Source organism: Bacteroides congonensis (genome assembly GCF_900130125.1).
Taxonomy (GTDB): Bacteria; Bacteroidota; Bacteroidia; order Bacteroidales; family Bacteroidaceae; genus Bacteroides; species Bacteroides congonensis.
This window is the reverse complement of the sequence record NZ_FQXY01000011.1, coordinates 429,947-455,543: the sequence shown is the minus strand read 5'-3', so window position 1 is coordinate 455,543 and position 25,597 is coordinate 429,947. Positions and strand designations below refer to the sequence as shown.

The window sequence follows — 25,597 nt, the reverse complement described above, 5'->3', positions numbered from 1 at the left end:
TATGAAGATAAATAAATTATTATTCGCAGCTATACTAACCAGTGTTATGGGCGGTTCGATCACTTCGTGCAGCGAATCATTCCTTGACGAAGAGCTAAAGACCCAATATAGTACCGACCGTTTCAAGACACAGGAAGGTCTTGATGAATTAGTAACCGGAGCTTATCAAAAATTGAAATTCAAATTCAATTATATCTGGGGAATCCAATGTTATAACATGGGAGTGGACGAATTTACCGACGCCAACAATGTGATACCGGCATGGAATCATTACAGCCAGGACTTGAATTCTTCAGAAAATGCCGCTAACCAACCGATATGGGATAACTATTACGGATTGGTTGAACCGGCCAATATACTTCTTCAGAACTTGCCGCAATATTACAATACAAGTTCGCCTACTTACAACACCCGTTTGGGAGAAGCCCACTTCCTGAGAGCTTATGCCTATTTCGAACTGGTGAAACAATTCGGCGGCGTACCCTTGAAACTGGAACCTTCTACAAGTGCGGAAACTTACTTCACACGCAACTCGGAAGAGGAAATATACACTCAGGTAATATCCGACTTCGGAGAAGCATACAGACTGCTGCCGGAACGAGGAGAATCTGTCGGACGTATCAACAAATATGCAGCCGCCCATTTCCTGGCAAAAGCACATCTGTTCCGTGCTTCCGAATTGTATAGCGGTTGGAACGGGAATTATGTATCTTCCGATTTGGACGCAGTTATCCAATATGGTTCAGAAGTGGTAGACGCACATCCACTGTGCAACGACTATGTAGAATTATGGGATTACCAGCAGCCAAACGGTGCAAACGAAAAAGTCAGCGAAGTAATTCTGGCTGCCCAATTCTCCAATGATGAATCAACATGGGGACGTTATGGAAACCAAATGCATCTTTATTATCCGTCTGTATATCAAGGCAATGACATAGGTGGTTGTAAACGTGACATTTCCGGCGGACGTGAATTCTCGTACGTCAGTGCAACAGAATATACCATGCAAGTGTTCGACCGTGTCAACGACTCCCGTTTCTGGAAATCATTCATCACTTGTTACGGAGCCAACGAAACAAAAAGTGCCCCGGAATGGACAGAAGAAGATATGCCTTATGCTCCGGCAGGTGTCAACAAGGGTGACAAACGTTTCAAAGGCGGTGAACTGGGCATGAAATACATTGTCAACAATCCGGGTGACAACCGATATGAAGAATACCCTAACGCTCCGGCATATACAGCATTGAAAGACGGAAAGATGTGCAACACATATACTTATGTACGTTATTTCAAAGGACAATCCCATAGCTGGAACCTCAGTGAAAAGACCGGCAACTATTACAATATTATCCCGCACAAGCGCTCGGTCGCTTTGTCTAAATTCCGTGACGGTTACCGCGTTTCTATCGCTTCACAATTTGGTACTCGTGACGCTATCATTGCCCGTTCGGCTGATGATGTGTTAATGGTTGCCGAGGCTTATATCCGCAAAGGTGAAGCCAGTTATGACAAAGCTATCGAGTGGATTAATAAGTTACGCGACCGTGCCGGCTATGCAGACAAGGAAGACCGCAGCAAGAATGTAGACGGTGGACAAGCCTATAAGAACAATCCTTACTGTTCAGGAAAAGGTGGTGGTCACTCTGACGAAGGTGCTATCTATTGGGATAAAAACACCTATTATGAATCCAATAACATGGAAGGTGCAGAGACTACGGCTTCAACTAAATCAGCTATGAAACTGAATAGCGTGGCAGACGTTTATAATTCAGCCGTTGACACCCCTATTTATAATGAATTAGGTTGTACGTCCAATGCCGAAAAGATGATGTGTTTCTTATTAAACGAACGTACCCGCGAACTTTGCGGTGAATTGCAACGTTGGGAAGACTTGGCCCGTACCAAAACATTGGATAACCGCTGGCATAAATTCAACGACGGTGCTACCCGGGGTATTGGCGAATTCAATCCAAGCAAACATTATTACCGCCCAATCCCACAGGCATTCTTAGACGGTATTACAAATGCAAGCGGCTCTGCCTTGACTAACGATGAAAAGAAAGCGATGCAGAATCCCGGATATTAATCTTAGATAGATATTGTCGATATTGCCACTTATACTTCTTGAATATAAAGGTTTATTCAAGAAGTATAAGTGGCAATAGCTTGTATTACTAATAAACACTTTTGTTGATTTCTAATAAAAGCAATAGCATCCTACCAAATAGAATCTTCATAGGATTTGATTCATTTCCGTACGGTTTTGAATCTTTTCTATTCTGTTTAACTCATTTCAGTACGTTGTGTTTTAATGTGGGTTTCCTAGCTATGTTGTTTAGGGAAACATAAGTTATGAAGTAAGGAAGTGTTAGTTATCTTGCCTTTATCCTTGCGTTAGGCTGCCGGTATTCTTTCATTAGATTACCGGTAGTGTTATCTCACCACGGCCGTGGTAACTATTCGTCACGGCCATGGTAGGTTCTCTTCACAGCCGTGGTAGGAATTTGTCACGGCCGTGACGAATTAGTGATATCGGTAATCTAGTAAGCATTCGGCCTTGTGCGTGTTTCTTTCCCTTGTTTTCCTTCCTACCTTTGTGACTTCATAATCATCTTAATCTATTATGTGTTCAGTATTAGTATTTTCTAATGAAAGTGAAAAGCTGCGTAGTCTCTTGTCTGAGTCTAATCATTTTGATTCTGTTCTTTTCATATTTGACGGTGGTCGTCGTTATAAAGTATCGGCTTCTAGTCTTGGTATCCATTCCCCTCAGGACCTACTTCTCCCTTTAGGTCTTGGTCTTTTCCGTAGCAGTCCTTTCTGGTCTTATTACCTTTATCCGCAAGGTTGTAATTTCCATAAAGGAATTGACGGTCTTTGTGGTGAGGTCATCCGGCACACGGGTTCTTACGTGTCAGAGCAGAGTTGCCATATTTTTCTTGACCGTTCCCGTAGCAGGTTGCATATCCTTTATCGGTGCGACGATGAATACCGTCTGGAATGCCGTCGTCTGAACCACGGTTCTTTCCTCTTGAAAAAGGACGAACGGAAGAGGGATTTTCTTCAAATTTCCTGGAATCGCCTGAATGAGCTGCTTACTGTTAAAAAGTATCGGAAAACAGTTGAAAAGTAATCTCCCGTCCTATAAGGCGTACAGCTTTATTTTGATAACTTTGCCACATAATAAAAAAGTGGATATACAGTGAAAGAACCAGTCATTACCCTTACTTTGGAAGAGTACGAAGAGTTGCGCAAGGAACGTGAACGTCTTGAAAAGGAGCATGCGGAACTTCAGAGAAAATACGAAGCCTCTTTGCAGGAGTATTCCCGCCAGGCCGGGGAAATCTCAGCCTGTACAGCCGTCATAGCTGACTTGAGATGGAAACTGGCTGACTTGACACGCCGTTTATGGGGTAAATCCAGTGAAAAACGTCATCTTCCCGAAGATGCCAGCCAATTGAGCATCTGTTTCGAATCCCCGTCCGATGTCAATGACCCGGTAGCGGAAGAACAGAAAATAGCTGAGAAATCTGTCAAATCGGAGAATGGTTACAACCGTTTCCGTAAGAGCTTCACCAAAAAGATTACTCCCCACGCCCGTAAGCCCATCGACCCGTCCCTTCCCCGTGAGGAAATCATCATTCCCATGCCGGAAGGTCTTTCCCTGGAGGGAGCGACAAAGCTGGGGGAGGAAGTGAGCGAACAATATGCCGTCAGCCCTGCGCGATTCTATGTGAGACGCATCATCCGCCCTAAATACCGGCTTGCCGACGGTCGTATCATGACTGCTCCCATGCCCGTAATGGCACACCCTCACAGCAATGCGTCGGAAAGTATACTGTCCCACATTGCTACCGCCAAATATTACGATCACCTGCCTCTGCACAGACAGCTGGACATTTTTGAGCGTGAAGGCATCCATCTGAGTCCTTCCACCGTAAGTAACTGGATGATGGCCGCCGCACAGCGTCTGGAGCCGGTCTATAATGAGCTTCGTGAACTGGTCAAGGACAGTTATTACGTCATGGCCGATGAGACGCCCCACCCCGTACTTGAAAGCGACCGTCCCGGTGCCCTTCACCGCGGGTATATGTGGAACTTCTATCTGCCCCGGTTCCATACCCCCTTCTTTGAATATCACAAGGGACGTGGCAGCAGTGGAATAGACACACTGCTGGCAGGACAGGTCCGGGTGGTACAGAGTGACGGCTTTGCAGTATATGACGAGTTCGACACGCTACCCGGAAAGTTACACCTGTGCTGCTGGGCACACGTCAGGCGCAAGTTTGTGGAAGCGGAAGGGAATGACCCTCCCAGAGCAGGGTATGCACTTGAACAAATAGGCAGACTGTATGCTGTGGAGGAGAAAATCAGGATAGAACATCTGGAAGGCGGGGCTGTAGTAAAGCTTCGCCAGGAAGAATCGTACCCTATTATCAAAGGACTGGAAAAATGGTGCAAGGAGGAATATGAACATACGGTTGAGAAATCGCCTATTGCCAAGGCCATATTCTATATGTACACACGATTTGAACAACTGTCCGGATATGTCAACGATGCACAATTCTGCATTGACAATAATCCGGTGGAGCGTTCTATAAGACCATTGACTTTGAACAGAAAAAACACTCTTTTCTCCGGATCACATGAGGCGGCACATGCAGCGGCAATATTCTTTTCACTGATGGGATGTTGCAGGGAAAATAAGGTGAACCCGAAACTATGGATGCAGGACGTGTTGATTAGGGTACAGGAGAAAGAAAGAGAAGAGAAAAACGACTACTCCGATTTACTGCCATTTAATTGGAAAGGATAAACAAGAAAGATTGATAAAGCCAAAAGCCAGACGAAGTACGTCTGGCTTTTGGCTTTATTATAGCTTGGAAAGAAACACGCACGAGGCCGAATGCTTACGTAATCTAACGAAAGGATACCGAAGAGATAACGTTAATATCCCGTTAGTATATCCTATGTTTTATAGGGGGATGGGATGATAATACCCTGAGAGCAAAAGTTACTCTCAGGGTGCTATCATGACCTGCTCTCATAGCTGAAGCTACGATGAATAAAGGCTTTGAAGAAATTTATGAGGGTATGAGGGTAAATCGTGAAAACTTTTGTTTGAAGTGCGTGTTTATTTCTGAAATCGAATTAGCTCATATCCACACGGAAAAAACTATTCAAAGATAAGAATTATACACTATCTCATATTCATATTGAAAAGACCAATACGCCCGCCGTAGGAATTTCCGGTGTTCCTATTAATGCTTTACTGCCTTTCGGCAAGTCAAAGTTATAAGGCCGGTCAGAATAGTTCAGAACAATTCCAAAGCCATTGCGGTATTCAAGGGTTACGCCATAAGGCAAATTCATTACCGGAATATCGAGTTGTGCATATAGCTTCTTCAACAAGTCTTTTTCCAATGCACCGTTACGGCTGTCCACCCCGACATAAGTAATCGTTCCCTTTCCCAATTTACGGAAAGTCACCGCGGGGCTTCCTTCGTAAAATTCGTTGGTATATGTCGCCCATACTTGTGCATCGGCCGGGGGATTCAGGATTTCTCCCCAGGTGTTCCAGGAATATTCTTTTCCGTTCATGATAACAGTGCCGGGGTCTTCGGGAAGAAGCAAGTCGTAGAAATTCATTTCGTTTCCGGTCAGCGGGGTAATCATAGAGCCGAAAGGGGCTTCCGGCAGACGACCGTAACGGTCTTTCTGTGCCGTACGACAGGTAAGAACGAGATTTCCGCCATTCTTCACGTATGTAATCCATTTGTCTACCAATGCTTTATCAGCTAATTGATAGGCCGGGGCGATGACAACCGGGTAATCTGACAGGTTCTTGGCTTCCGAGATAAAATCGACGGGCGCTCCGAACGATTTTAAAGTGCGGTAATACTTCTCGATGTGTGCAAAGGTATCCCAAGTGCGGTTCTGCTTCTGCCGTTCGATGCTCCAGGAGTTTTCGTGGTTGAAGAGAATAGCGGTGCGGCGTGCCAAATAAGAGGCGGGTTTCGTTTCACGGGGAGAATAGTGCTTGCGGAGTTCACGAATCTCTTTTATAAAGGTTTCATATTCTCTCCCACCGGGAGTAACGGTCACTCCGTCGGTGCCTACTATCCCATAATGATATTGCTCTGTGCCGTAGAGCGGCTGACGATAGCGGTAGGTGCAGATAAAATCACTTCCGCCGGCAAATACACTCCACATCCATAGGCGGACTGCTCCCGGAAGCGGTTGGGGATTGATGCCGCCCCAGTTTACTTGTCCCGGCTGAAGTTCCATTACGCCGTAGGTTCCCTGTATCGGACGGAAGAAATCATTTGCCCACGCGATACGCAAAGGATTGCCGACACGATAGCCACGACGACCGATACCTTCATTATCTCCATATACCATATAGCGGGTGTAACTCTGAAAGTCAAGGGAAGGGCTACCCCCGATATGCCCTTCGTCATAGTTCGGTATATAGTTGGTAGTAACCCATTGGTTCTTGGCGTATTTCTTGATTAGCAGACATTGTTCGTTCAGGAAATCATTGGTTTGCGTTGCCGCAAAACGACGGTAGTCCAGAATTTGATGATGATTCATAAACATCTGCACACGTTTGGGAAGGGTTATTTCATCAAAAGACGAATAGGCTTCGCTCCAAAAAGCCGTCCCCCACGCATCATTCAATTGCCGGATATCATTATGGTATTTGGCACGAAGGAAATCACGGAAGGCAAGTTCCGCTTTCAGGTTATAGTCGAATTGCACGGCAGGCTCGTTATCGAGTTGCCAGCCGATAATGCGGGAGTCATTTCCATAATGCTGCGCCAGTTTTTCTATCATTTTATAAGATAGTTCCCGATACAGGAGGGAAGCAAACGACGCGTGCTGGCGGGCGCCATGGTCGAGGATAGTGCCGTCTTCGTTCTTCAGCAGGATTTCGGGATATTTCCGACTCATCCATACAGGCGGTGTGGCGGTAGAAGTACACATGATTACTTTCAAATCATATTTGGCAGCCAAAGCTACGGCCCTGTCGAGCCAGGCAAAGTCGTAACGCCCCTCTTCGGGTTCCAATTGCGCCCAGGCAAACTCGGCAAAATGGGTAAATTCAAATCCCAGTTCATGCATTTTCTTGAAGTCACGCTCCCATTGGCTTTCATCCCAGTGTTCGGGATAATAATAGACGCCTGTCAATGTCAGGTCCTTGTCATTAAACCAGGAATTCTCTTTCAACGCTTCCACTACGGAAGCATCAACCGCAAAGGCTGTTCCGTGACGGATACCCTGCGGAAAGGAAACCTGTTCGGAAACATCTTTCCACGTTTTGCCGTAATCCAGCGAACGGACAGCGCCATAACGGTGGTCACGGTATTTATCGAAATATACATAGAGCGTATCGCCTACAAAAAGAGGAGCCGGGCCTTCCGCCCAGTATTTTCCTGTAATGGGTGACGATACTTTAGTCGGGAATCCTTTTTCTATTTTCCTTGTACGTGTGACACGCAGATTCTTTTCCGGCGGATTGGAATTTTCGTTCTTCACTACCATTATCAGGTCTTCATGTTTCGGGTCTTTCACAATGGCAGCGTCAATTACGCTGAAATCCGGGTTGAAAAACATCTTTGTCTTTGAGAAAGTGCGGAAGTCTTTCGTCGTTACGTAATAGATGCGATGATTCAGTCCCTTCTCACTTTCACTGGTCGGCACTTCCTTGTGACGGCCGGGGATGGTGGTAGCCCAGAAGATATAGTAAGTCTGCAAAGGCTCATCGTAGAACAGTTCGGGCGCCCAACAGTTATGGGCTTCCGGCTCGTGCATCATCACCGGAATGGCTTGCTGCTCACTCCAATGAATCAGGTCGCGGGAAGAGGCATAGCCGATAATCCGGTCTGTCCAACTGGAAGTCCATACCATGTGGAATGTCCCGTCCGGTGACTGGCAGATGCTCGGGTCACGCATTAATTTATCTTTACCCACAGAGGGCGTCAGATAAGAGCGTCCGCCATTCAGAGGCAGCCAGTTTAATCCGTCATAACTGTATGCCAGATGCAATCCGTCCTTACTGTCATTGATAAAATAAGAAAAGAGATAAGCTGTCTCACCGGCGAAGATTGTCATAACCGGGCAAAGAGTTAGAACCATCCAGAGAATTACTTTTTTCATGTTTTCTTTTAAGATTAAAAAGTTTACTTCGCAAATATAGGGTATCTCCTAAATTCCTCAAAGACAAAGCGCATGGACAATATTTCAAAAGCATGTAGTTTTGTACACAACCGGTGGGATAAGCCCATTTTGATACAATATTCTATGTATCTGTACATCTTTCTATTTACCAACCCCTTAAAAAGTTCTACTTTAGCGGCAGATTTTCAGAAGAAATGAAAAACATATCAATTCTATATATCATGAAACGACTTTTAGTAAGTATTGCCATCGTATTTGCCGCTATACTGACCGCAATGGGGCAAAATCACTCTTTCAGCTTATCCGGCAAGTGGAACTTCCAGATAGACCGGGAAGATATCGGCGTCAGGGAACAATGGTTCAAAAAATCCCTCGACGACTCTATCAACCTGCCCGGCTCCATGCCCGAAAAACTAAAGGGGGATGAAGTGACCGCCCGCACCCAATGGACGGGAAGCCTCTACGACAGTTCTTACTACTTCAACCCATATATGGAAAAATACAGGATAGAGGGACAAGTGAAACTCCCCTTTTTCCTGACTCCCGACAAACATTATGTAGGCGTAGCCTGGTATCAAAAGAAAGTTACAATCCCTTCCAACTGGAAAGGGGAAAGAATCTCCCTTTTCCTGGAACGTCCGCATATCGAAACCACCGTTTGGGTAAACCAAAAGGAACTCGGTATGCAGAACAGTCTTTGTGTTCCCCACGTCTATGACCTGACTTCTGCGGTCGCCCCCGGAAAGACGTGTCTGATTACTATCCGCATCGACAACCGCATCAAGGAAATCAACGTAGGCCCCGACTCCCACAGTATCACCGACCAGACGCAAGGCAACTGGAACGGTATCGTCGGACGAATCGAATTGCAGGCCACTCCGAAAGTACACTTTGAGAACATTCAAGTATATCCCGATTTGAGCAATCAGAAAGCACTGGTACGTATGAATGTGCAGTCCGCCTCTTCCGCCAAAGGAGAAATCACGCTTTCCGCCGAGAGTTTCAACACAGACATCCGGCACAAAGTCGCTCCCGTACAGCAAAGTTTCAGTATCCGTCCAGGAGACAATGCGGTTGAAATGGAACTTCCGATGGGAAAGGATTTCCTGACATGGGATGAATTCAGCCCTGCACTCTATAAACTGACAGCCACGTTGAGCAACGGCAAACAGACGGATACGAAGCAAGTACAGTTCGGTATGCGCGACTTCAAGATAGAAGGAAAATGGTTCTATGTGAACGGCAGAAAGACAATGCTTCGCGGCACGGTAGAAAACTGTGATTTCCCGTTGACAGGCTATGCGCCGATGGACGTAGCTTCCTGGGAACGGGTATTCCGCATTTGCCGCAGCTACGGGTTGAACCATATGCGTTTCCACTCTTTCTGTCCGCCGGAAGCGGCTTTTATCGCTGCCGACCTTGTAGGTTTCTACCTGCAACCGGAAGGGCCGAGCTGGCCGAACCATGGCCCAAGATTGGGTAACGGACAGCCGATTGACAAGTATCTGATGGATGAGACGATTGCTTTGACGAAAAAATATGGGAATTACGCTTCTTATTGTATGCTGGCTTGCGGCAATGAGCCTTCCGGTCGTTGGGTGGCATGGGTAAGCAAGTTTGTGGATTATTGGAAAGCGACCGACCCGCGCCATGTATATACGGGAGCTTCCGTAGGAAATAGCTGGCAGTGGCAGCCTCACAATGAGTTTCATGTGAAAGCCGGAGCACGCGGATTGAGTTGGGCAGGTGCCTGTCCGGAAAGTATGTCGGACTACCGTGCAAGGATAGATACGGTGAGGCAGCCGTATGTATCACATGAAACGGGACAGTGGTGCGTATTCCCTAATTTCAATGAAATCCGCAAATACACCGGGGTCAACAAAGCGAAGAATTTTGAAATCTTCCGGGATATTCTGAATGACAACCACATGGGAAGTCAAAGTTACGACTTTATGATGGCTTCGGGTAAACTTCAGGCTCTCTGCTACAAACATGAGATTGAAAAGACATTGCGCACTCCCGATTATGCCGGATTCCAGTTGTTGGCTCTCAATGACTATTCCGGTCAGGGAACCGCATTGGTCGGTGTATTGGACGTATTTTTTGAAGAAAAAGGATATATCAACGCTGAACAGTTCAGACGTTTTTGCAGTCCGACTGTGCCATTGGCGCGTATTCCGAAATTTGTATATGCCAATAACGAAACATTCCATGCCGACATCGAGGTGTCTCATTTCGGGGCAGCTCCTTTGCAGAAAGCAAAAACGGTTTATACCATTAAGGATAAGTTCGGGAAAGTATATGCCCATGGAACTGTCGGTGCTCACAATATTCCTGTCGGCAATCTCTGTTCTTTGGGGAGTGTAGATATGGATTTAGCAGGAATCACTACTCCGCAGAAACTTAATCTGGAAGTACGTATCGAGGGCAGTGATGCCGTGAATGACTGGGATTTCTGGGTATATCCCGCACAAGTGGAACTGACGCAAGGTGATGTATATACCACGGATACGCTGGATGCCAAGGCTTTATCGGTATTGCAGGAAGGTGGAAACGTTCTGATAACGGCAGCCGGAAAGATTCAGTACGGCAAGGAAGTCAAACAATACTTCACTCCTGTGTTCTGGAATACTTCCTGGTTCAAGATGCGCCCGCCGCACACGACGGGTATCTTCGTGAATGAATACCATCCTCTTTTCCGCGAATTCCCGACGGAATATCACAGTAACCTGCAATGGTGGGAACTGCTGAACAAGGCACAGGTGATGCAGTTCACCGACTTCCCTGCGGAGTTCCAACCGACTATCCAGAGCATTGATACGTGGTTTATCAGCCGGAAAATAGGAATGTTGTTTGAAGCAAAGGTATTGAACGGCAGACTGATGATGACCAGTATGGATATCACTTCCCAACCGGAGAAACGAATCGTTGCCCGTCAGATGCATAAAGCTGTTCTGGATTATATGAATTCAGACGCTTTCCGCCCGACAACGACTGTCAGTACGGAACAGATACAAGCACTATTCACCAAAGTGGCAGGAGACGTGAAGTCTTATACGAAAGACTCTCCCGACGAACTGAAACCGAAGATTAACTAAACGGAAATTAAAGAAAATCCCAATATTGACTGATATGAAAAGTAAAAGCATCCTTCCCCTACTTCTGGCGGGCACATTTTTTATAGCATGTACCCCTGCCAAACAGGCAGGAAGCAACAGCTTCGAATGGGGACAGGTTCCGCAACAGCCGGATTTGTCATGGGCTGACAGCGTAGGAAGCCGGCAAACTACCGGAAACGACCTTATTTTATCCGCCAATTCTTTTGGCGCAGTGGCAGACAGTACAGTGCTCAGCACAGAAGCTATCCAGAAAGCAATCGACAGTTGCGCCGTCTCCGGTGGGGGAACCGTCACTCTCCAGCCCGGATTTTATCAGACCGGGGCACTGTTCATCAAAAGCGGCGTCAACCTGCAACTGGACAAAGGCGTCACCCTGCTTGCCAGCCCTCATATCCACCATTATCCCGAATTCCGTTCGCGGATTGCAGGTATCGAGATGACATGGCCGGCGGCAGTGATAAACATTGTCAACGAGAAGAATGCCGCCGTCAGCGGAGAAGGCACTCTGGACTGTCGGGGAAAAGTCTTTTGGGATAAATATTGGGAAATGCGCAAGGAATACGAAACGAAAGGACTGCGCTGGATTGTAGATTACGACTGCAAACGTGTGCGGGGTATTCTTGTGGAACGCAGTTCGGATATCACCCTGAAGGGATTCACCCTGATGCGTACCGGCTTCTGGGGCTGTCAGATTCTTTATTCCAACTATTGCACGATAGACGGACTGACTATTAATAATAATATAGGTGGCCACGGCCCGAGCACGGACGGTATCGACATCGACTCTTCATGCAACATTCTGATTGAGAACTGCGATGTGGACTGTAATGATGATAATATCTGCATCAAATCGGGTCGGGACGCGGACGGTTTGCGGGTGAACCTTCCTACGGAAAACGTGGTTATACGCAATTGCATTGCCCGCAAAGGCGCAGGACTTATCACCTGCGGCAGTGAAACTTCCGGCAGTATCCGGAATATATTGGGATATAACCTCGAAGCTGCCGGCACTTCCGCCGTGCTCCGTCTGAAAAGCGCCATGAACCGCGGGGGGACAATCGAAAATATCTACATGACCCATGTAAAAGCCGAAAACGTCCGCCACGTACTGGCGGCAGACTTGAACTGGAATCCCAGTTACAGTTACAGCACGTTGCCCAAAGAGTATGAAGGCAAGGAAATTCCGGAACACTGGAAAGTTATGCTGACTCCGGTAGAACCCGCCGAAAAGGGATACCCACGCTTCCGCAACGTATATGTATCGCAGATTAAAGCCGAAAACGTAGACGAATTTATCTCCGCTTCGGGTTGGAACGACTCTTTGCGTCTGGAAAATTTCTATCTTTACGCTATCGAAGCACAGGCTAAGAAACCGGGTAAAATTTGCTATACGAAGAATTTCAACCTGTCGGAGATTACATTGGACGTAACAGAGAAAAATGCTATCGAACTAAAGGAAAATGAACAAAGTAATATTAAATTCAACTATGCTGAAACAACTCCTGACCATCGTACTGCTGGGAATCTTGCTCATTGATGCGCAAGCGCAGTCTCTGACACCACCCGCCGGTACTTTCAAGCTGGGAATATCGAAAGGAAACGAAAGCCATTGGCTGAAACCCGAAGAAAAGACATCGGGAATGACTTTCCAATGGAAAGCCCTGCCAGATACCCGCGGATTTATATTGGAAATAGAGGTGGCATCCTCTCCCGAAGCCGATGCCTTATTCTGGAGCTTCGGCGATTGCCAACCGGATGCGGACGTGAACGTGTTTAGCGTGGAAGGGCAGGCTTTCACCTGCTATTATGGGGAAAGCATGAGATTACGGACTGTACAGGCAGTCACTCCTACCGATGATATCCGCCTGAGCAACGGGCACAAGGACGAAACTCCCCTGATGCTTTATGAATCAGGAAAAAAGACCGACCGCCCCGTACTGGCGGGACGTTGCCCGCTCGTTTCCGGCAGCAGGATTTATTTCTGTTTCTACGAGCAGAACGAGAAGGCGGATTATAACTACTATATGTTACCGGATATTTTTGCCCAAATCGACAAAAAATGAAAAGGATATATTTACTATTCAGTCTCCTAGTGGGTTGCATCTACAGCTATGCAGCCATCTACAACGTGAAGGATTTCGGAGCCAAAGCGGATGGAAAAACGATTGACTCTCCCGCCATCAACAGCGCGATTGAAGCTGCCGCACAAGCCGGTGGCGGAACTGTTTACCTGCCTGCCGGAGAGTATGCCTGCTATTCTATCCGGTTAAAAAGCAACATTCACCTGTATCTGGAACAAGGCGCACGCATCGTTGCCGCCTTTCCCGGAAAAGAGGAAGGATATGATACTGCTGAACCGAATGAGCATAATAAATATCAGGATTTCGGACACAGCCATTGGAAGAATTCATTGATTTGGGGAATCGGGCTGGAAAATATAACTATCAGCGGTTCCGGACTTATCTACGGTAAGGGGTTGACTCGTGAAGAAAGCCGTCTGCCGGGTGTAGGCAACAAGGCTATCAGTCTGAAAGATTGCCGGAATGTGACACTCAAGGATTTGTCCATGCTTCACTGCGGACATTTCGCCCTGCTCGCCACCGGTGTAGACCATCTGACTATCTTGAATCTGAAAGTAGATACCAACCGCGACGGATTTGATATTGACTGTTGCCGGAATGTGCGTATCAGCCAGTGCACGGTGAATTCTCCCTGGGACGATGCCATTGTCCTGAAAGCTTCATATGGACTGGGGCGTTTTCAGGATACGGAGAATGTGACTATCAGTGATTGTTATGTGAGCGGTTTTGACCAGGGAAGCGTTATGAACGGAACCTGGCAACTGGACGAGCCCCAGGCTCCCGACCACGGTTACCGCACGGGACGTATCAAGTTCGGCACAGAAAGTAGCGGCGGATTCCGTAATATTGCGATTACTAATTGTATCTTTGAGCATTGCAGGGGTCTGGCTTTGGAAACCGTAGACGGGGGACGTCTGGAAGATATTGTTATCAGCAATATCACGATGAGGAATATCGTCAATGCTCCTATCTTTCTAAGATTGGGCGCACGCATGCGCAGTCCTGAAGGTACGCCCGTAGGTACAATGAAACGTATCCTTATCAGTGACATCAACGTCTGGAATGCCGACAGCCGGTATGCTTCCATCATCAGCGGCGTGCCGGGCGCTTGCATCGAGGATGTCACTTTCCGTAATATCCACCTATATTATAAAGGTGGATACAGCGCGGAAGACGGCAAGCGTGTTCCGCCCGAACAGGAGAAGGTATATCCCGAACCGTGGATGTTCGGCACGATTCCCGCCAAAGGATTTTATATCCGCCATGCACGGAACATCACTTTCGACGGTATCCGCTTCCATTTTGAACAACCGGACGGACGACCGCTCTTTGTAACCGATGATGTAGAAAACATAGAATATTATAATACGCCGAAAGAATGATGAATAAGAAACAATTGATATTCCTCTGCCTGCTTGCAACAGGCGGAGTTGTACAAGCGCAACAGTGGCCGGACGTTCCGGCAGAAGCACGTCCCGGCACCCGATGGTGGTGGCTGGGAAGTGCCGTAGACGAAAAGAATCTGACATACAACCTGGAAGAATATGCACGTGCCGGCATGGGTGCGGTGGAAATCACTCCTATCTACGGCGTGCAAGGGAATGACGCAAACGATATACAGTTCCTCTCCCCCCGCTGGATGGAAGTGCTCAAGCATACACAAGCGGAAGGTAAACGCACAGGTGTTGAAATCGACATGAATACCGGTACGGGCTGGCCTTTTGGCGGGCCGGAAGTCAGCATTGAAGACGCAGCAACCAAAGCTATCTTCCAAACTTATGAAATAGAGGGCGGCAAAGAGATTGCTCAGGATATTAACGTGACTGACCCTAAGCAACAGCCATATTCCGTATTAAGCCGGGTAATGGCTTATAATGAAAATGGCCAGTGTCTTAATTTGACTTCTCATGTCAAAAAAGACAAGTTGCAATGGAAAGCCCCTGCCGGTAAATGGAAAGTGGTAGCCCTCTACATTGGAAAGACACGGCAGAAAGTGAAACGTGCAGCACCGGGCGGGGAAGGATACGTCATGAACCACCTGTCAAAGAAAGCTGTCAAGAACTATCTTTCCCGTTTTGACCGTGCATTCAAGAGTAGCAAGACGAGCTATCCACACACTTTCTTCAACGATTCTTATGAGGTATATCAGGCAGACTGGACAGATGATTTCCTGGAACAGTTTGCCCGCAGACGGGGATATAAACTGGAAGAGCATTTCCCTGAATTTCTGGATGAAAGCCGTCCCGAAGTCAGCAGACGTATCTTGTCCGACTATCGAGAGACGATTTCCGACCTGTTATTGGAGAACTTCACCCACCAATGGACAGACTGGGCACACAAAAACGGTAGTATCACCCGTAATCAGGCACACGGTTCACCGGGTAATCTGATTGATATTTACGCAGCCGTAGATATTCCCGAATGTGAAGGCTTCGGACTGTCACAGTTCCATATCGAAGGATTGCGCCAGGATTCACTGACCAAGAAGAATGATTCGGACTTGTCCATGTTGAAATATGCTTCTTCGGCTGCCCACATCGCAGGTAAGACCTATACTTCTTCCGAAACATTCACTTGGCTGACGGAGCATTTCCGCACTTCCCTGTCACAATGCAAGCCGGATATGGACTTGATGTTCGTTTCCGGTGTCAATCATATGTTCTTTCATGGGACGCCTTACTCTCCGAAAGAAGCCGAATGGCCGGGTTGGCTGTTCTATGCGTCTATCAATATGAATCCGACGAACAGTATCTGGCGTGACGCTCCTTCTTTCTTTAATTATATCACCCGTTGCCAGAGCTTTCTGCAAATGGGACAACCGGATAATGATTTCCTGATTTATCTCCCGGTATATGATATGTGGAACGAACAACCGGGACGATTGTTGCTGTTCACTATCCACCACATGGATAAACTGGCTCCCAAATTTATCGACGCTATCCACCGCATCAACAACAGCGGATACGACGGGGATTATATCTCCGACAACTTCATCCGCAGCACCCGTTTCAAGGACGGACAGTTGGTTACTTCGGGCGGAACGGGTTACAAAGCATTGGTAGTGCCTGCCGCCCATCTGATGCCGGATGATGTGTTGGCGCATCTTGTAGAACTGGCCAAGCAAGGAGCTACCATTGTATTCCTCGAAAACTATCCGACGGATGTACCGGGATATGGTCAGTTGGAACAGAAACGTAAGAGCTACCAACGCACGCTCCGTCAACTTCCGTCTGTCTCTTTCTCCGAAACAACCGTCACTCCGGTTGGAAAGGGAAAGATTATCACAGGAACGGATTATGCACGCACATTGGCCAGTTGCCAGATTCCGTGCGAAGAAATGAAAACTAAATTCGGCCTGCAGGCAATCCGGAGAGTGAATGATACGGGATATCATTACTTCATCACTTCTTTGCAAGACAAAGGGGTAGACGGTTGGATTACTTTAGGAACAAACGCAACCGCAGCCGCCCTCTTTAATCCTATGACCGGAGAATGTGGAGAAGCCCTTATCCGCCAGGCAGACGGCAAGGCACAAGTTTATCTGCAACTGAAATCCGGTGAATCGGTTATCCTGCAAACTTATCAACAGCCTTTGCAAGCTTCCAAACCGTGGAGATATATAAAGGAACAACCTTTCAGCCTCAGCCTTGACCATGGCTGGAAACTACACTTTGCCGAAAGCAAACCGGAAATTCAAGGTACATTTGACATAGACCGCCCGTCTTCATGGACAAGTATCAATCATCCGGCAGCCAAAATCAATATGGGAACCGGAGTGTATTCATTGGATATCGAACTGCCTGCCTTAAAAGCTGACGACTGGATACTTGACTTGGGCGATGTACGCGAAAGTGCCCGTGTCCGCATCAACGGACAGGAAGCGGGTTGTGTGTGGGCAGTACCTTATCAGTTGAGAGTAGGTCATCTGCTGAAATCCGGAAAAAACCACATCGAAATAGAAGTCACCAACCTTCCTGCAAACCGGATTGCAGAACTGGACAGGCAGGGAGTACAGTGGCGCAAGTTCAAAGAAATCAATATTGTCGATTTAAGCTATCGACCGGCTAATTACGGACATTGGAAACCCATGCCTTCGGGATTGAATAGCGAAGTGCGGTTGATTCCGGTAGATTTTATGCAGAAATAAATGCTTATCATTATTATTTGATTTCTTCACTTCTTATCCCAAAAGACAAGCCCCTTTTCCGAATTTCGTAGAAAAGGGGCTTATTTTATAATTCAGGTTAGTCTCTGCTTCTTTATCTCTGATTACAGAACAACACATAGCCTTTTCTAACCCCATAGTAAACAACGGATTACGTTCTTATTTTTCTCAAAGTATTTTCATGCCTATGAGAAAATATTCTCATCGTGATGAGAAATAATTCTCACTGCGATGAGAAAAAGTTCTCATAGGCATGAGAATTATTTCTCGTTTCGGTGAGAATAATTCTAGTGTAATAATCCCATTCCAAAGAGGTTACTTTAAGCTTATTACTGCCTGCTCCAACTGCTTCAACGCACATTCCAACGTAGCACGCGGACAAGCAATATTCAACCGCATGAAGCCTTCGCCTTCCTTACCGAATGTTGCTCCATCGTTCAATGCCAAATGAGCATCTTCTATGAAAAGGCGGTTCAGTTCTTCCTGATTTAGTCCTAATTCACGGCAATCCAAAAAGATAAGGTAGGAAGCTTGCGGACGAATCATCCTGATAGCAGGAATATGCTCTTTCAGATAGTTTTCGGTGAAATCTACATTCTCCTTGATATATGCAATCACCTGGTCAAGCCATTCCGTACCATGACTGTAAGCAGCCGCTACACTCAGGTAAGCAAACAGATGCCCTTCACAGAACTCACTTGCTTCCATATATGTCTGGAAACGGTGACGAAGCTCCTCATTTTCTATGATTACATAAGAGCTTGCCAACCCCGGCATATTGAATGCCTTGCTCGGAGACATAAAGACGAGTGAATTCATCCGCGCTTTTTCCGAGATAAGAGCGAACGTAGGATGTTTGTATGGCGGCAAAGTCAGGTCGGCATGAATCTCGTCAGAGATGATTAACGTACCGCTTTCATAGCAAATATCAGCTATTTGAGCCAGTTCTTCTTTTGTCCATACACGTCCGCCCGGATTATGAGGGTTACTTAAAATAAGCAGTTTGCAGCCCTGAATATCTTGGCGGAAACGGTCAAAATCAATATAATATTGTCCGTCTTTCAGCACTAACGGGCTAAATACGACTTCGCGTTCATTCTTCTGAGTTACCAAAAAGAAAGGATGATAAACAGGCGGCATCACCATGACCTTATCCCCTTTCTGCGTAAAGCAGTGGATGGCAAAAGCCAATCCACGGACAATGCCGGGAGTGAAGGTCAGCATCTCTTCGCGGATAGTCCAGTCATGGCGTTCTTTCACCCAGTTAACAATAGACTCCGACCATTCTTTGCAAGCAAAAGTATATCCGAGTACTTCATGTTCCAAACGCTTTTTCAGAGCTTCTATGACAAAAGGAGCTGTACGGAAATCCATATCAGCTACCCACATTGGAATCAAGTCATTGCGTCCCCAACGACTTTCTACCGCATCCCATTTTACGGAATCTGTACCATGACGGTTTATTATTTCATCAAAATTATAGTTCATACTGCATAATGTTGTTAGGTTATGTGTATAATAAACAGTTAGCAAAGATAGTTGTTTTCGTGGTATTACCGAAAGGCAGCCTCTAATTTTGTATGCTCTATTAAAACATAGAGGGTCGGAGCAATACAGCATCCGACCCTCATATTCATATACCCTGAAAAAAACTAAGAACCTATTTGTATTTATTATTCATTCCAACGATGCACTATAAATCCACGCTTACCATCTTCTGTTTTTAAAGAGATGAAATAGATATGCGGATGGCTCGTCGGACCTGTACCGATACGTTTTTCCAAAATAAACTCGGTCAGTTTAACGGCAGAGGCTGCTTTGTCTGTGTACGAAGTCTTAGTGTCATTGATAGTCGTTTCAAACTTCGGATTACGGTTGGCAGCATTCACACAATTTAAATTGTTTGCCCAACCACCGTTAAAGTAGACATAATATGTATCTTTCACTTCACCGTTTTGTTGATACCAGTACATATCTTTTGGCGTTGCATAAGATCCGGTACTGGCAACTCCGGCCGTGTTAATATCGGCACGATAACCATCCCAATAAATACGTGGCGTCGGGTCGTCAAGATTGAGCGGTACCCATAAGTCTATGGAGCGGCTTTCCTTTTCCTGGTCGGTCACAGTGATGATTGTACCACCGTCACCTACCACGGTAACAGTTACTGTGGTGCCGGATACTGCCACAGTAGCTACCCCCTCATTCAGAGATTTAACGGTATAACCGCCATTACCGGAAGTGATATTGAAAGAAATCTGTTGAGGCGTACCCTCGTACACATATTCTCCCTCAAGAGTCCCCTCTTTATCAAACAGAACAGGGCGAATCGGATTCGTCACCCGCACTTTCAGAGTAGCTGACTTGTTTCGGGAATCTGTCACAGTAATCGTTGCCTGTTCGACATTCGCTTTACCGCCAAGTACCAGTTTATATCCTCCTGTTACATCGGGGTCTTCCACAATTTCAGCGTTGATGGCTTCAGGAGCAGAATTGGTTACTGTATAACCGCCATTACCGGTCAGGATTTTCATTTCACGAAGAATAACGCCGTCATTATCCAGACGCAATACTTCCACTCCCTCCGGGAGCGATTCGAGTGTCAGTTCCTGAAGTTTACGTACTTCAACCGTCATGAGAGCACGATTGTAGCTATCATCCGAAAGGCGAACGATGGTGCTGCCTATGTCACCGCCTGTCAACAGTATTTCGTTGCCGACCACCTCGGCAGTCACCACATCCTCATTATCACTCTCTACACGATAATTCACACCGTCCAAACCAATACCGATATGCAGGACTTCTCCCTCAACGAGCACCGGATTGTGCGTAGTAAGCGGAACATTGACATAAGGGTAATACACATCTTTGTCATTCTCACATCCCGTCATCAAGCAGAGAAGAGCCAGAAAAGGGATAAAGGATAAATATTTTATTTGTTTCATTGATTCAAGATTTTTAAAGCCCGATTAAATCTCCCCAAGGGAATATCCGGACAGACTGTTAGTTTTATCAAGTTCTGCAATATCCCGTCTTATTAAAACAGAAAGAAGCATAATTGCCATCCCATTAATAATTAGGATTCTGATACATTCCGTCTTTATTCGTCGAGATCTGTATCTCACTCAACGGAATGGGGAACAAATAATTCTTATCACTGTCGAAGCTGGTTTTCGTCGTACTAAAACCATTACGGTTTTCCAGGAAATGCTCAAACATACCGGTACGTGCCAGGTCATACCAACGCCAGCGTTCGAAGCAAAGTTCACGGGCGCGCTCTAACAAAACATCTTCGAGTGTATACGTATCGTAATTCCCAAATCCGGGGGTATCGTCTTCAGTGACAGCAACTCCCTGATTTAATCCGCGGGCACGTTGCACGATGCGATTCATTGCTTCCACACCCTCATCGGACGGCGAACCGTTGTTCAACATCAAATCGGCTTCGGCGTACATCAGCAGTACATCGGCAAAACGCAGTACGAGGATATTGTTCGGACAGTTAGAGTACACAAAGTTGGTATGTTCATCTTTCCAGGTAGCTCCCCAACGATATTTGGTGACACCACTGTTCGTTACAGACTTCGCATTGTCTCCGGGTTGCGGTTTACCGCTTAGCTCCGTCATGGGTTTCTGTGCTATCGGGCTATTATTGGTCTTATCAAAGTCAATCACATAATCGGCCAGATTCCACTCCCGACGCTTGTCGTAACCATTGGCATCATAATAGTTCCAGAATGAAGGAACATATTTAAGGTTACATTGTCCGGCAATGGCATTTGTACGCCAGCCACCGTAAAGTTTCTGTCCGTCGGTATTGATTGCACGGGCACCGTATTCTTTCGGCCATTGTGAACCATAAGGATTCTGTGCGCTGAACTGTATTTCCCAAATCGTCTCTTTATTGATGTTCTTATTTTCAATTTTAAAAACATCTCCGTAGACCGGTTCCAGATCACGTCCGCTGTTGGTGATTACATCTTGCAGCAGTGCCAATGCATCACTGTAAAGTTTTTCATCCGTTTGTTCTATCTGCTCGTAACCGGCTACACGATCAGCGGCACGTGCCGAAGCCATCGTAATATATACTTTTGCCAGCAATGTTTTGGCAGCCCAGTAATTCGCCCAACCGCCATCTATTTCTTTAGGCAGAACATCTTCGCCCAAACAGAATAATAAATCATCTTCAATGAGTTGATAAACTTCCGCTACCGGTGTACGTCCCATGTCGTAAGTCAGCTCCGTCACATGATCGGTCATCAAAGGCACGGCTCCGAAAGTCTGCACCAGGTTAAAATATCCCCATGCACGTAAAAAACGTACATTAGCCACATAGCGGTTGATAAGTTTAGCGTCTCCTTCGATTCCCTGTGCTTTGTAGATAACAGTGTTGCAGGCGGTAATCAACCGGTAGTAGCGAAACCAGAATTGCTTGATACAGCCATCGGTAGGCGTATATGTGTAGCGGTCGATAAAACCACGCAGGTTCGTTTCATTGGGATACATACACTCGTCCGTACCTACCATACCGACAAATAACGGGGTATTGGTGCCGACGTTATACATATAGCGCAACGTAGAAAACGCACCGACTGCTCCTACTTTCAGAGATTCGACAGTCTTATAGAAAGTTCCTTCATCGAATTCAGACTCCGGCTTCTCTTCCAGGAAATTGGTACAAGACGAAACGGAAGTTCCGAGTAGGAACGTAGTAGCCAATAATAGTATGATATATTTTTTCATGGAATTCAATATTCAGGGTGTTAAACAAATCAGAAAATAAAATTGAAACCGACAGAATAAGAACGATTGCGCGGATAAGCACTGTAGTCGAGACTCGGCATCAAGTCGCCTGTCTGTCCCTGACGAGTGTTTACTTCCGGGTCAAATCCCGTATATTTGGTAAATACGCAAAGGTTCTTGACCGAAGCAAACAGTTTGATGTTCTGCATACCGACTTTCTTGGCTACTTTCTTTCCAAGTGCATAGGCCAGCGTGATGTCTCCAATACGGAGGAACGAACCGTCTTCAAGCATCTTGGACGTACATTTTTTTTTTCAAGCAGAAGACGGCATACGATATTTGGCTTCGTTGTTACCAGCAAAGAATACGTTACCATCTGCATCATAAAGTGTCGGCGACCAGGACTTGGCATTCATTTCAGCAATCTGATTATGACCGTCACGTCCACTTGTCAATGAATGGAGATTGGCGTTGAAAACAGTTGCTCCATAACTGAACTGCATAGCTACGCTCAATGACAGGTTCTTATAAGAAACTGTGTTCGTCAAACCGCCTGTGAAATCCGGTTCGCCACTTCCCAATAATACGAGGTCGGCAGAAGTGATTTTACCGTCACCGTTCTGGTCGCGGAAGCGATAATCTCCCGGACGTATGCTGGCAATCTTCTGACCGAGCACTTCGGTAAGCCCTTGCTCGTTGATTTCGTGCTGTGAAGCATACACACCGTCAATCTTATAGCCATACCATTGTCCGAGGCTCTTGTTCTTGCGGATCATGACAAAGTTTCCTGAACCGGGAATAACTCCCGGGTCAAATCCCATTTCATCACCAGGGCCGATATCAAGCACTTTCGAACGGTTAAAGCCGATGTTGGCATTCAAGGTCCAGTTCCATTTCTTAGTCAGAATAGGGGTAGCATCCAAGGTAATCTCAATACCCTGATTGCGGACTGCTCCGATATTGGCCCATCCCTTTTCGTATCCTGTAGCCAATGCTGCATTCTTTTCAATCAGCAGGTCGGTGGTCTTTTTGCGATAAACATCCACCGTCATTGCCAGGCGGTTTTTAAAGAAAGACATATCCAGTCCGAGATTGACCATATCCGTTGTTTCCCAACGTAATGACGGGTTTGCCGGCCTGTCAATGCTGGCACCGTAAGAAAGATCGGAACCATACATCGGATAGAATGAAGAAGCGATTGTTGAAAGGCTCCGATAAGAAGGAATGGCTGTGTTACCACTGCGACCATAACCGAAACGCAACTTAAGGTTATAGAAGACTCCCAAGTCTTTCACAAACGACTCTTCGTTGATACGCCATGCCAGACCAACTGACGGAAATCCCGCCCATTTATTACCGGCACCGAAACGTGAAGAACCGTCGGCACGATAGCTGGCAGTCAGCAGATAACGTTCCTTATAATTGTATTCGGCACGTGTAAGGAATGATGCCATATTCCACTTGACAATTGAAGATGTCGGTATCTGTGGAGTGACGCCCATCCCCATTCCATTCACACCCAGGTTGAGTGAAGGGAAATTCTGCGTTTCAGTACGCACTGTATTATTGTTATAGGTTTCAAGCGTGCTACCTGCCAATACATTAAGACGATGTCCGCCTTTCCAAGAATTGGTGTAGGTAAGAAATGCTTCTCCAGAGAGCTTTTTAATTCCGGCATTGCTGACAATGGCACGTCCGTTCGCCTTAAATCCCTGTTCGGTATTAGCGGGATAAAACACATCTGTTTTTTGATGGTTATCCTCATACGTACCTGCCACACGCAGTGAGAGTTCGCGAAGTATTTTCCATTCAACTTGCATACGTGCTGTCAGATTATCTTTGTAGCGATTATTGGTAATATCACGCACTTGTACGTATGGGTTGGAAACCACTTGTCCCTCTTCACTACCTGTACCTTCGGTAATACCGGATGAGGTGGCTGAGTTCAAAGGTGACTGGCGCAATAGTTTCACCATCAGACCATCGGAACTGCCGGTTGCCAAACCGGAGTTTTTAGTTCTTGAACCTGATATGTTGGCGGTCAGGGTCACGTTAGTACTCAATTTCTGAACAAGGTTAACTCTTCCCGTGAAACGTTCGAAACCGGAATTAACAACGATACCTTCCTGGTTGAGATAGCCTCCGGATATCGAATAGCGGGTATTCTTATTACCACCTGAAACGTTGACACGGTATTCCTGATACAGGGCATCGCGGAACATCAAGTCCTGCCAGTCGGTATTTGTACTACCTGGGGCACCATACGACTCCCAGTCTGCATAAGTTGAACTTTCGGGAAGTACCCAATAGTTACCGTCACCGTTCGGATTGTCACGATAGACAATGCCATCGCTCATGGTCGACGGATCGGTTCCGTAGGGGTAGTATTTCCATCCGGTCTTATAACGCATTAACGCATATTCCGAAGAATTGAGCATATCAAATTGGCGTACTGCCTGCTGTATACCTAAATTAGCATACAGCTCCACCCGTGTTTTTCCATCATTGGTTCCCTGGCGTGTGGTAATCATGATGACACCGTTCGCACCACGCGAACCATAAATAGCGGTTGAGGAAGCATCTTTTAGAATTTCAATGGATGCCACATCACCCGGATTCAGAGAAGAAGCATCTTCGCAAATCACACCGTCGATAACAAAAATCGGGGCACTTGAAGCATTAACGGACGATGCACCACGAATACGGATGGTGTAATCGGAACCGGGAGCACCGTCATTCTGCACAATCTGCATACCGGCTGCCTTACCTCTCATGGCATCTTCGAGTGACGTAATGGCACGTTCGCTCAATGCATCCTTACTAATAGATGATATGGAACCTGTCAAGTCAGAGCGACGCATAGAACCGTAACCGATGGCTACCACTTCTACGTCTCCCAAACCAATCACGTCCTCTTCCATAATAATATTGATCTGTGTACTATTGCCTACGCGATGATCGACAGTTTTCATACTAATCATCGAGAAAACAAGTACCGACTGTTTCGACGGTACATTTATAGAGTATGCTCCATCGATATTGGTAATCGTGCCGCGCGTTGTTCCCTGCACAACGACCGAGACTCCCGACAGTGGGTCTCCCTCCAGATCCGTTACTTTACCGGTAACAGTCAGAGTCGTTTTTTGTCCCATAACATCTATTGCCAGAACAGATGCCAGGAGCATAATCATACATAATGAATAGAATTGTTTCATTGGGTATTAATTTTTTAGGTTACTAAAAGAATACTGTTTTTTCTCAAATATATGGGTGAGATGATTAGAACTAGGGTTAATCCGTGGATTAAC

Annotated in this window: 14 protein-coding genes and 1 pseudogene; 8 read left to right on the top strand and 7 right to left on the bottom strand. The window is 46.3% G+C overall.

Translation table 11 applies throughout. The features are described 5' to 3' along the window. Position 1: 1 nt before the first annotated feature. The 3 genes from BQ7997_RS19270 (at position 2) to tnpC (ending at position 4,816) form a co-directional block, all read left to right on the top strand. The gene (locus tag BQ7997_RS19270; RefSeq protein WP_073347689.1) at positions 2 to 2,086 is read left to right on the top strand and encodes a RagB/SusD family nutrient uptake outer membrane protein; all 2,085 of its coding nucleotides are present in this window, start codon (positions 2 to 4) and stop codon (positions 2,084 to 2,086) included. A gap of 537 nt (positions 2,087 to 2,623) precedes the next feature. Next, positions 2,624 to 3,133, top strand: a complete 510-nt coding sequence (gene tnpB, locus BQ7997_RS19265; RefSeq protein ID WP_073347688.1) for an IS66 family insertion sequence element accessory protein TnpB — start codon at positions 2,624 to 2,626, stop codon at positions 3,131 to 3,133. A 69-nt stretch (positions 3,134 to 3,202) separates the two neighbouring features. Further along, positions 3,203 to 4,816: an IS66 family transposase gene (gene tnpC, locus BQ7997_RS19260; protein WP_073347687.1), complete on the top strand. Its 1,614-nt coding sequence runs from the start codon at positions 3,203 to 3,205 to the stop codon at positions 4,814 to 4,816. A 395-nt stretch (positions 4,817 to 5,211) separates the two neighbouring features. Here tnpC and BQ7997_RS19255 read toward each other — a convergent pair whose 3' ends face one another. Continuing rightward, positions 5,212 to 7,545, bottom strand: coding sequence for a beta-galactosidase (locus BQ7997_RS19255; RefSeq protein ID WP_317045020.1), 2,334 nt, complete (start codon positions 7,543 to 7,545; stop codon positions 5,212 to 5,214). Between the two features lie 342 nt (positions 7,546 to 7,887). Further along, positions 7,888 to 8,115, bottom strand: a pseudogene (locus BQ7997_RS26175) (glycosyl hydrolase); the annotation flags it as partial. Positions 8,116 to 8,402: 287 nt separating this feature from the next. Here BQ7997_RS26175 and BQ7997_RS19250 point away from each other — a divergent pair. From BQ7997_RS19250 to BQ7997_RS19230, 5 genes are read left to right on the top strand one after another with little or no spacing between them, the layout of a single operon-like run. Continuing rightward, positions 8,403 to 11,279, top strand: coding sequence for an exo-beta-1,4-galactosidase (locus BQ7997_RS19250; protein ID WP_073347686.1), 2,877 nt, complete (start codon positions 8,403 to 8,405; stop codon positions 11,277 to 11,279). Positions 11,280 to 11,313: 34 nt separating this feature from the next. Further along, positions 11,314 to 12,837: a glycoside hydrolase family 28 protein gene (locus tag BQ7997_RS19245; protein ID WP_073347685.1), complete on the top strand. Its 1,524-nt coding sequence runs from the start codon at positions 11,314 to 11,316 to the stop codon at positions 12,835 to 12,837. Next, the gene (locus BQ7997_RS19240; protein WP_073347684.1) at positions 12,788 to 13,363 is read left to right on the top strand and encodes a DUF4450 domain-containing protein; all 576 of its coding nucleotides are present in this window, start codon (positions 12,788 to 12,790) and stop codon (positions 13,361 to 13,363) included. The genes BQ7997_RS19245 and BQ7997_RS19240 overlap by 50 nt, the downstream gene beginning before the upstream one ends. Further along, a complete protein-coding gene (locus BQ7997_RS19235; RefSeq protein ID WP_073347683.1) occupies positions 13,360 to 14,763 on the top strand; it encodes a rhamnogalacturonidase in 1,404 nt (467 codons plus the stop codon). The genes BQ7997_RS19240 and BQ7997_RS19235 overlap by 4 nt, the downstream gene beginning before the upstream one ends. Further along, positions 14,763 to 17,528, top strand: a complete 2,766-nt coding sequence (locus BQ7997_RS19230; protein WP_073348461.1) for an alpha-L-rhamnosidase — start codon at positions 14,763 to 14,765, stop codon at positions 17,526 to 17,528. The genes BQ7997_RS19235 and BQ7997_RS19230 overlap by 1 nt, the downstream gene beginning before the upstream one ends. Positions 17,529 to 17,861: 333 nt before the next feature. Here the strand turns inward: BQ7997_RS19230 and BQ7997_RS19225 are convergent, their stop codons facing one another. The 5 genes from BQ7997_RS19225 to BQ7997_RS19210 all read right to left on the bottom strand — a co-directional run bounded on the left by BQ7997_RS19225 (position 17,862) and on the right by BQ7997_RS19210 (position 25,504). Beyond that, on the bottom strand, positions 17,862 to 19,034 hold the full coding sequence (locus BQ7997_RS19225) for a MalY/PatB family protein (RefSeq protein WP_073347682.1): 1,173 nt from the start codon (positions 19,032 to 19,034) through the stop codon (positions 17,862 to 17,864). 185 nt (positions 19,035 to 19,219) lie between these two features. After that, positions 19,220 to 20,491: a hypothetical protein gene (locus BQ7997_RS19220; protein WP_073347681.1), complete on the bottom strand. Its 1,272-nt coding sequence runs from the start codon at positions 20,489 to 20,491 to the stop codon at positions 19,220 to 19,222. Positions 20,492 to 20,615: 124 nt separating this feature from the next. Continuing rightward, the gene (locus tag BQ7997_RS19215) at positions 20,616 to 22,289 is read right to left on the bottom strand and encodes a RagB/SusD family nutrient uptake outer membrane protein (protein ID WP_073347680.1); all 1,674 of its coding nucleotides are present in this window, start codon (positions 22,287 to 22,289) and stop codon (positions 20,616 to 20,618) included. Between the two features lie 29 nt (positions 22,290 to 22,318). Next, positions 22,319 to 22,582: a hypothetical protein gene (locus BQ7997_RS25935; protein WP_235817327.1), complete on the bottom strand. Its 264-nt coding sequence runs from the start codon at positions 22,580 to 22,582 to the stop codon at positions 22,319 to 22,321. 21 nt (positions 22,583 to 22,603) lie between these two features. Continuing rightward, positions 22,604 to 25,504 (bottom strand): SusC/RagA family TonB-linked outer membrane protein, encoded by a 2,901-nt coding sequence (locus tag BQ7997_RS19210; protein ID WP_235817326.1) that lies wholly within the window; start codon positions 25,502 to 25,504, stop codon positions 22,604 to 22,606. Positions 25,505 to 25,597 lie beyond the last annotated feature (93 nt).

Excerpts from the sequence above, each read along its gene's own strand:
- BQ7997_RS19230 (WP_073348461.1), top strand. The coding sequence starts at position 14,763 with ATGAATAAGAAACAATTGATATTCCTCTGCCTGCTTGCAACAGGCGGA.
- BQ7997_RS19235 (WP_073347683.1), top strand. The coding sequence starts at position 13,360 with ATGAAAAGGATATATTTACTATTCAGTCTCCTAGTGGGTTGCATCTAC.
- BQ7997_RS19240 (WP_073347684.1), top strand. The coding sequence starts at position 12,788 with ATGCTGAAACAACTCCTGACCATCGTACTGCTGGGAATCTTGCTCATT.
- BQ7997_RS25935 (WP_235817327.1), bottom strand. The coding sequence starts at position 22,582 with ATGCTTGAAGACGGTTCGTTCCTCCGTATTGGAGACATCACGCTGGCC.
- BQ7997_RS19225 (WP_073347682.1), bottom strand. The coding sequence starts at position 19,034 with ATGAACTATAATTTTGATGAAATAATAAACCGTCATGGTACAGATTCC.
- BQ7997_RS19250 (WP_073347686.1), top strand. The coding sequence starts at position 8,403 with ATGAAACGACTTTTAGTAAGTATTGCCATCGTATTTGCCGCTATACTG.
- BQ7997_RS19245 (WP_073347685.1), top strand. The coding sequence starts at position 11,314 with ATGAAAAGTAAAAGCATCCTTCCCCTACTTCTGGCGGGCACATTTTTT.
- BQ7997_RS19215 (WP_073347680.1), bottom strand. The coding sequence starts at position 22,289 with ATGAAAAAATATATCATACTATTATTGGCTACTACGTTCCTACTCGGA.
- BQ7997_RS19270 (WP_073347689.1), top strand. The coding sequence starts at position 2 with ATGAAGATAAATAAATTATTATTCGCAGCTATACTAACCAGTGTTATG.
- BQ7997_RS19255 (WP_317045020.1), bottom strand. The coding sequence starts at position 7,545 with ATGGTAGTGAAGAACGAAAATTCCAATCCGCCGGAAAAGAATCTGCGT.
- tnpB (WP_073347688.1), top strand. The coding sequence starts at position 2,624 with ATGTGTTCAGTATTAGTATTTTCTAATGAAAGTGAAAAGCTGCGTAGT.
- BQ7997_RS19220 (WP_073347681.1), bottom strand. The coding sequence starts at position 20,491 with ATGAAACAAATAAAATATTTATCCTTTATCCCTTTTCTGGCTCTTCTC.
- BQ7997_RS19210 (WP_235817326.1), bottom strand. The coding sequence starts at position 25,504 with ATGAAACAATTCTATTCATTATGTATGATTATGCTCCTGGCATCTGTT.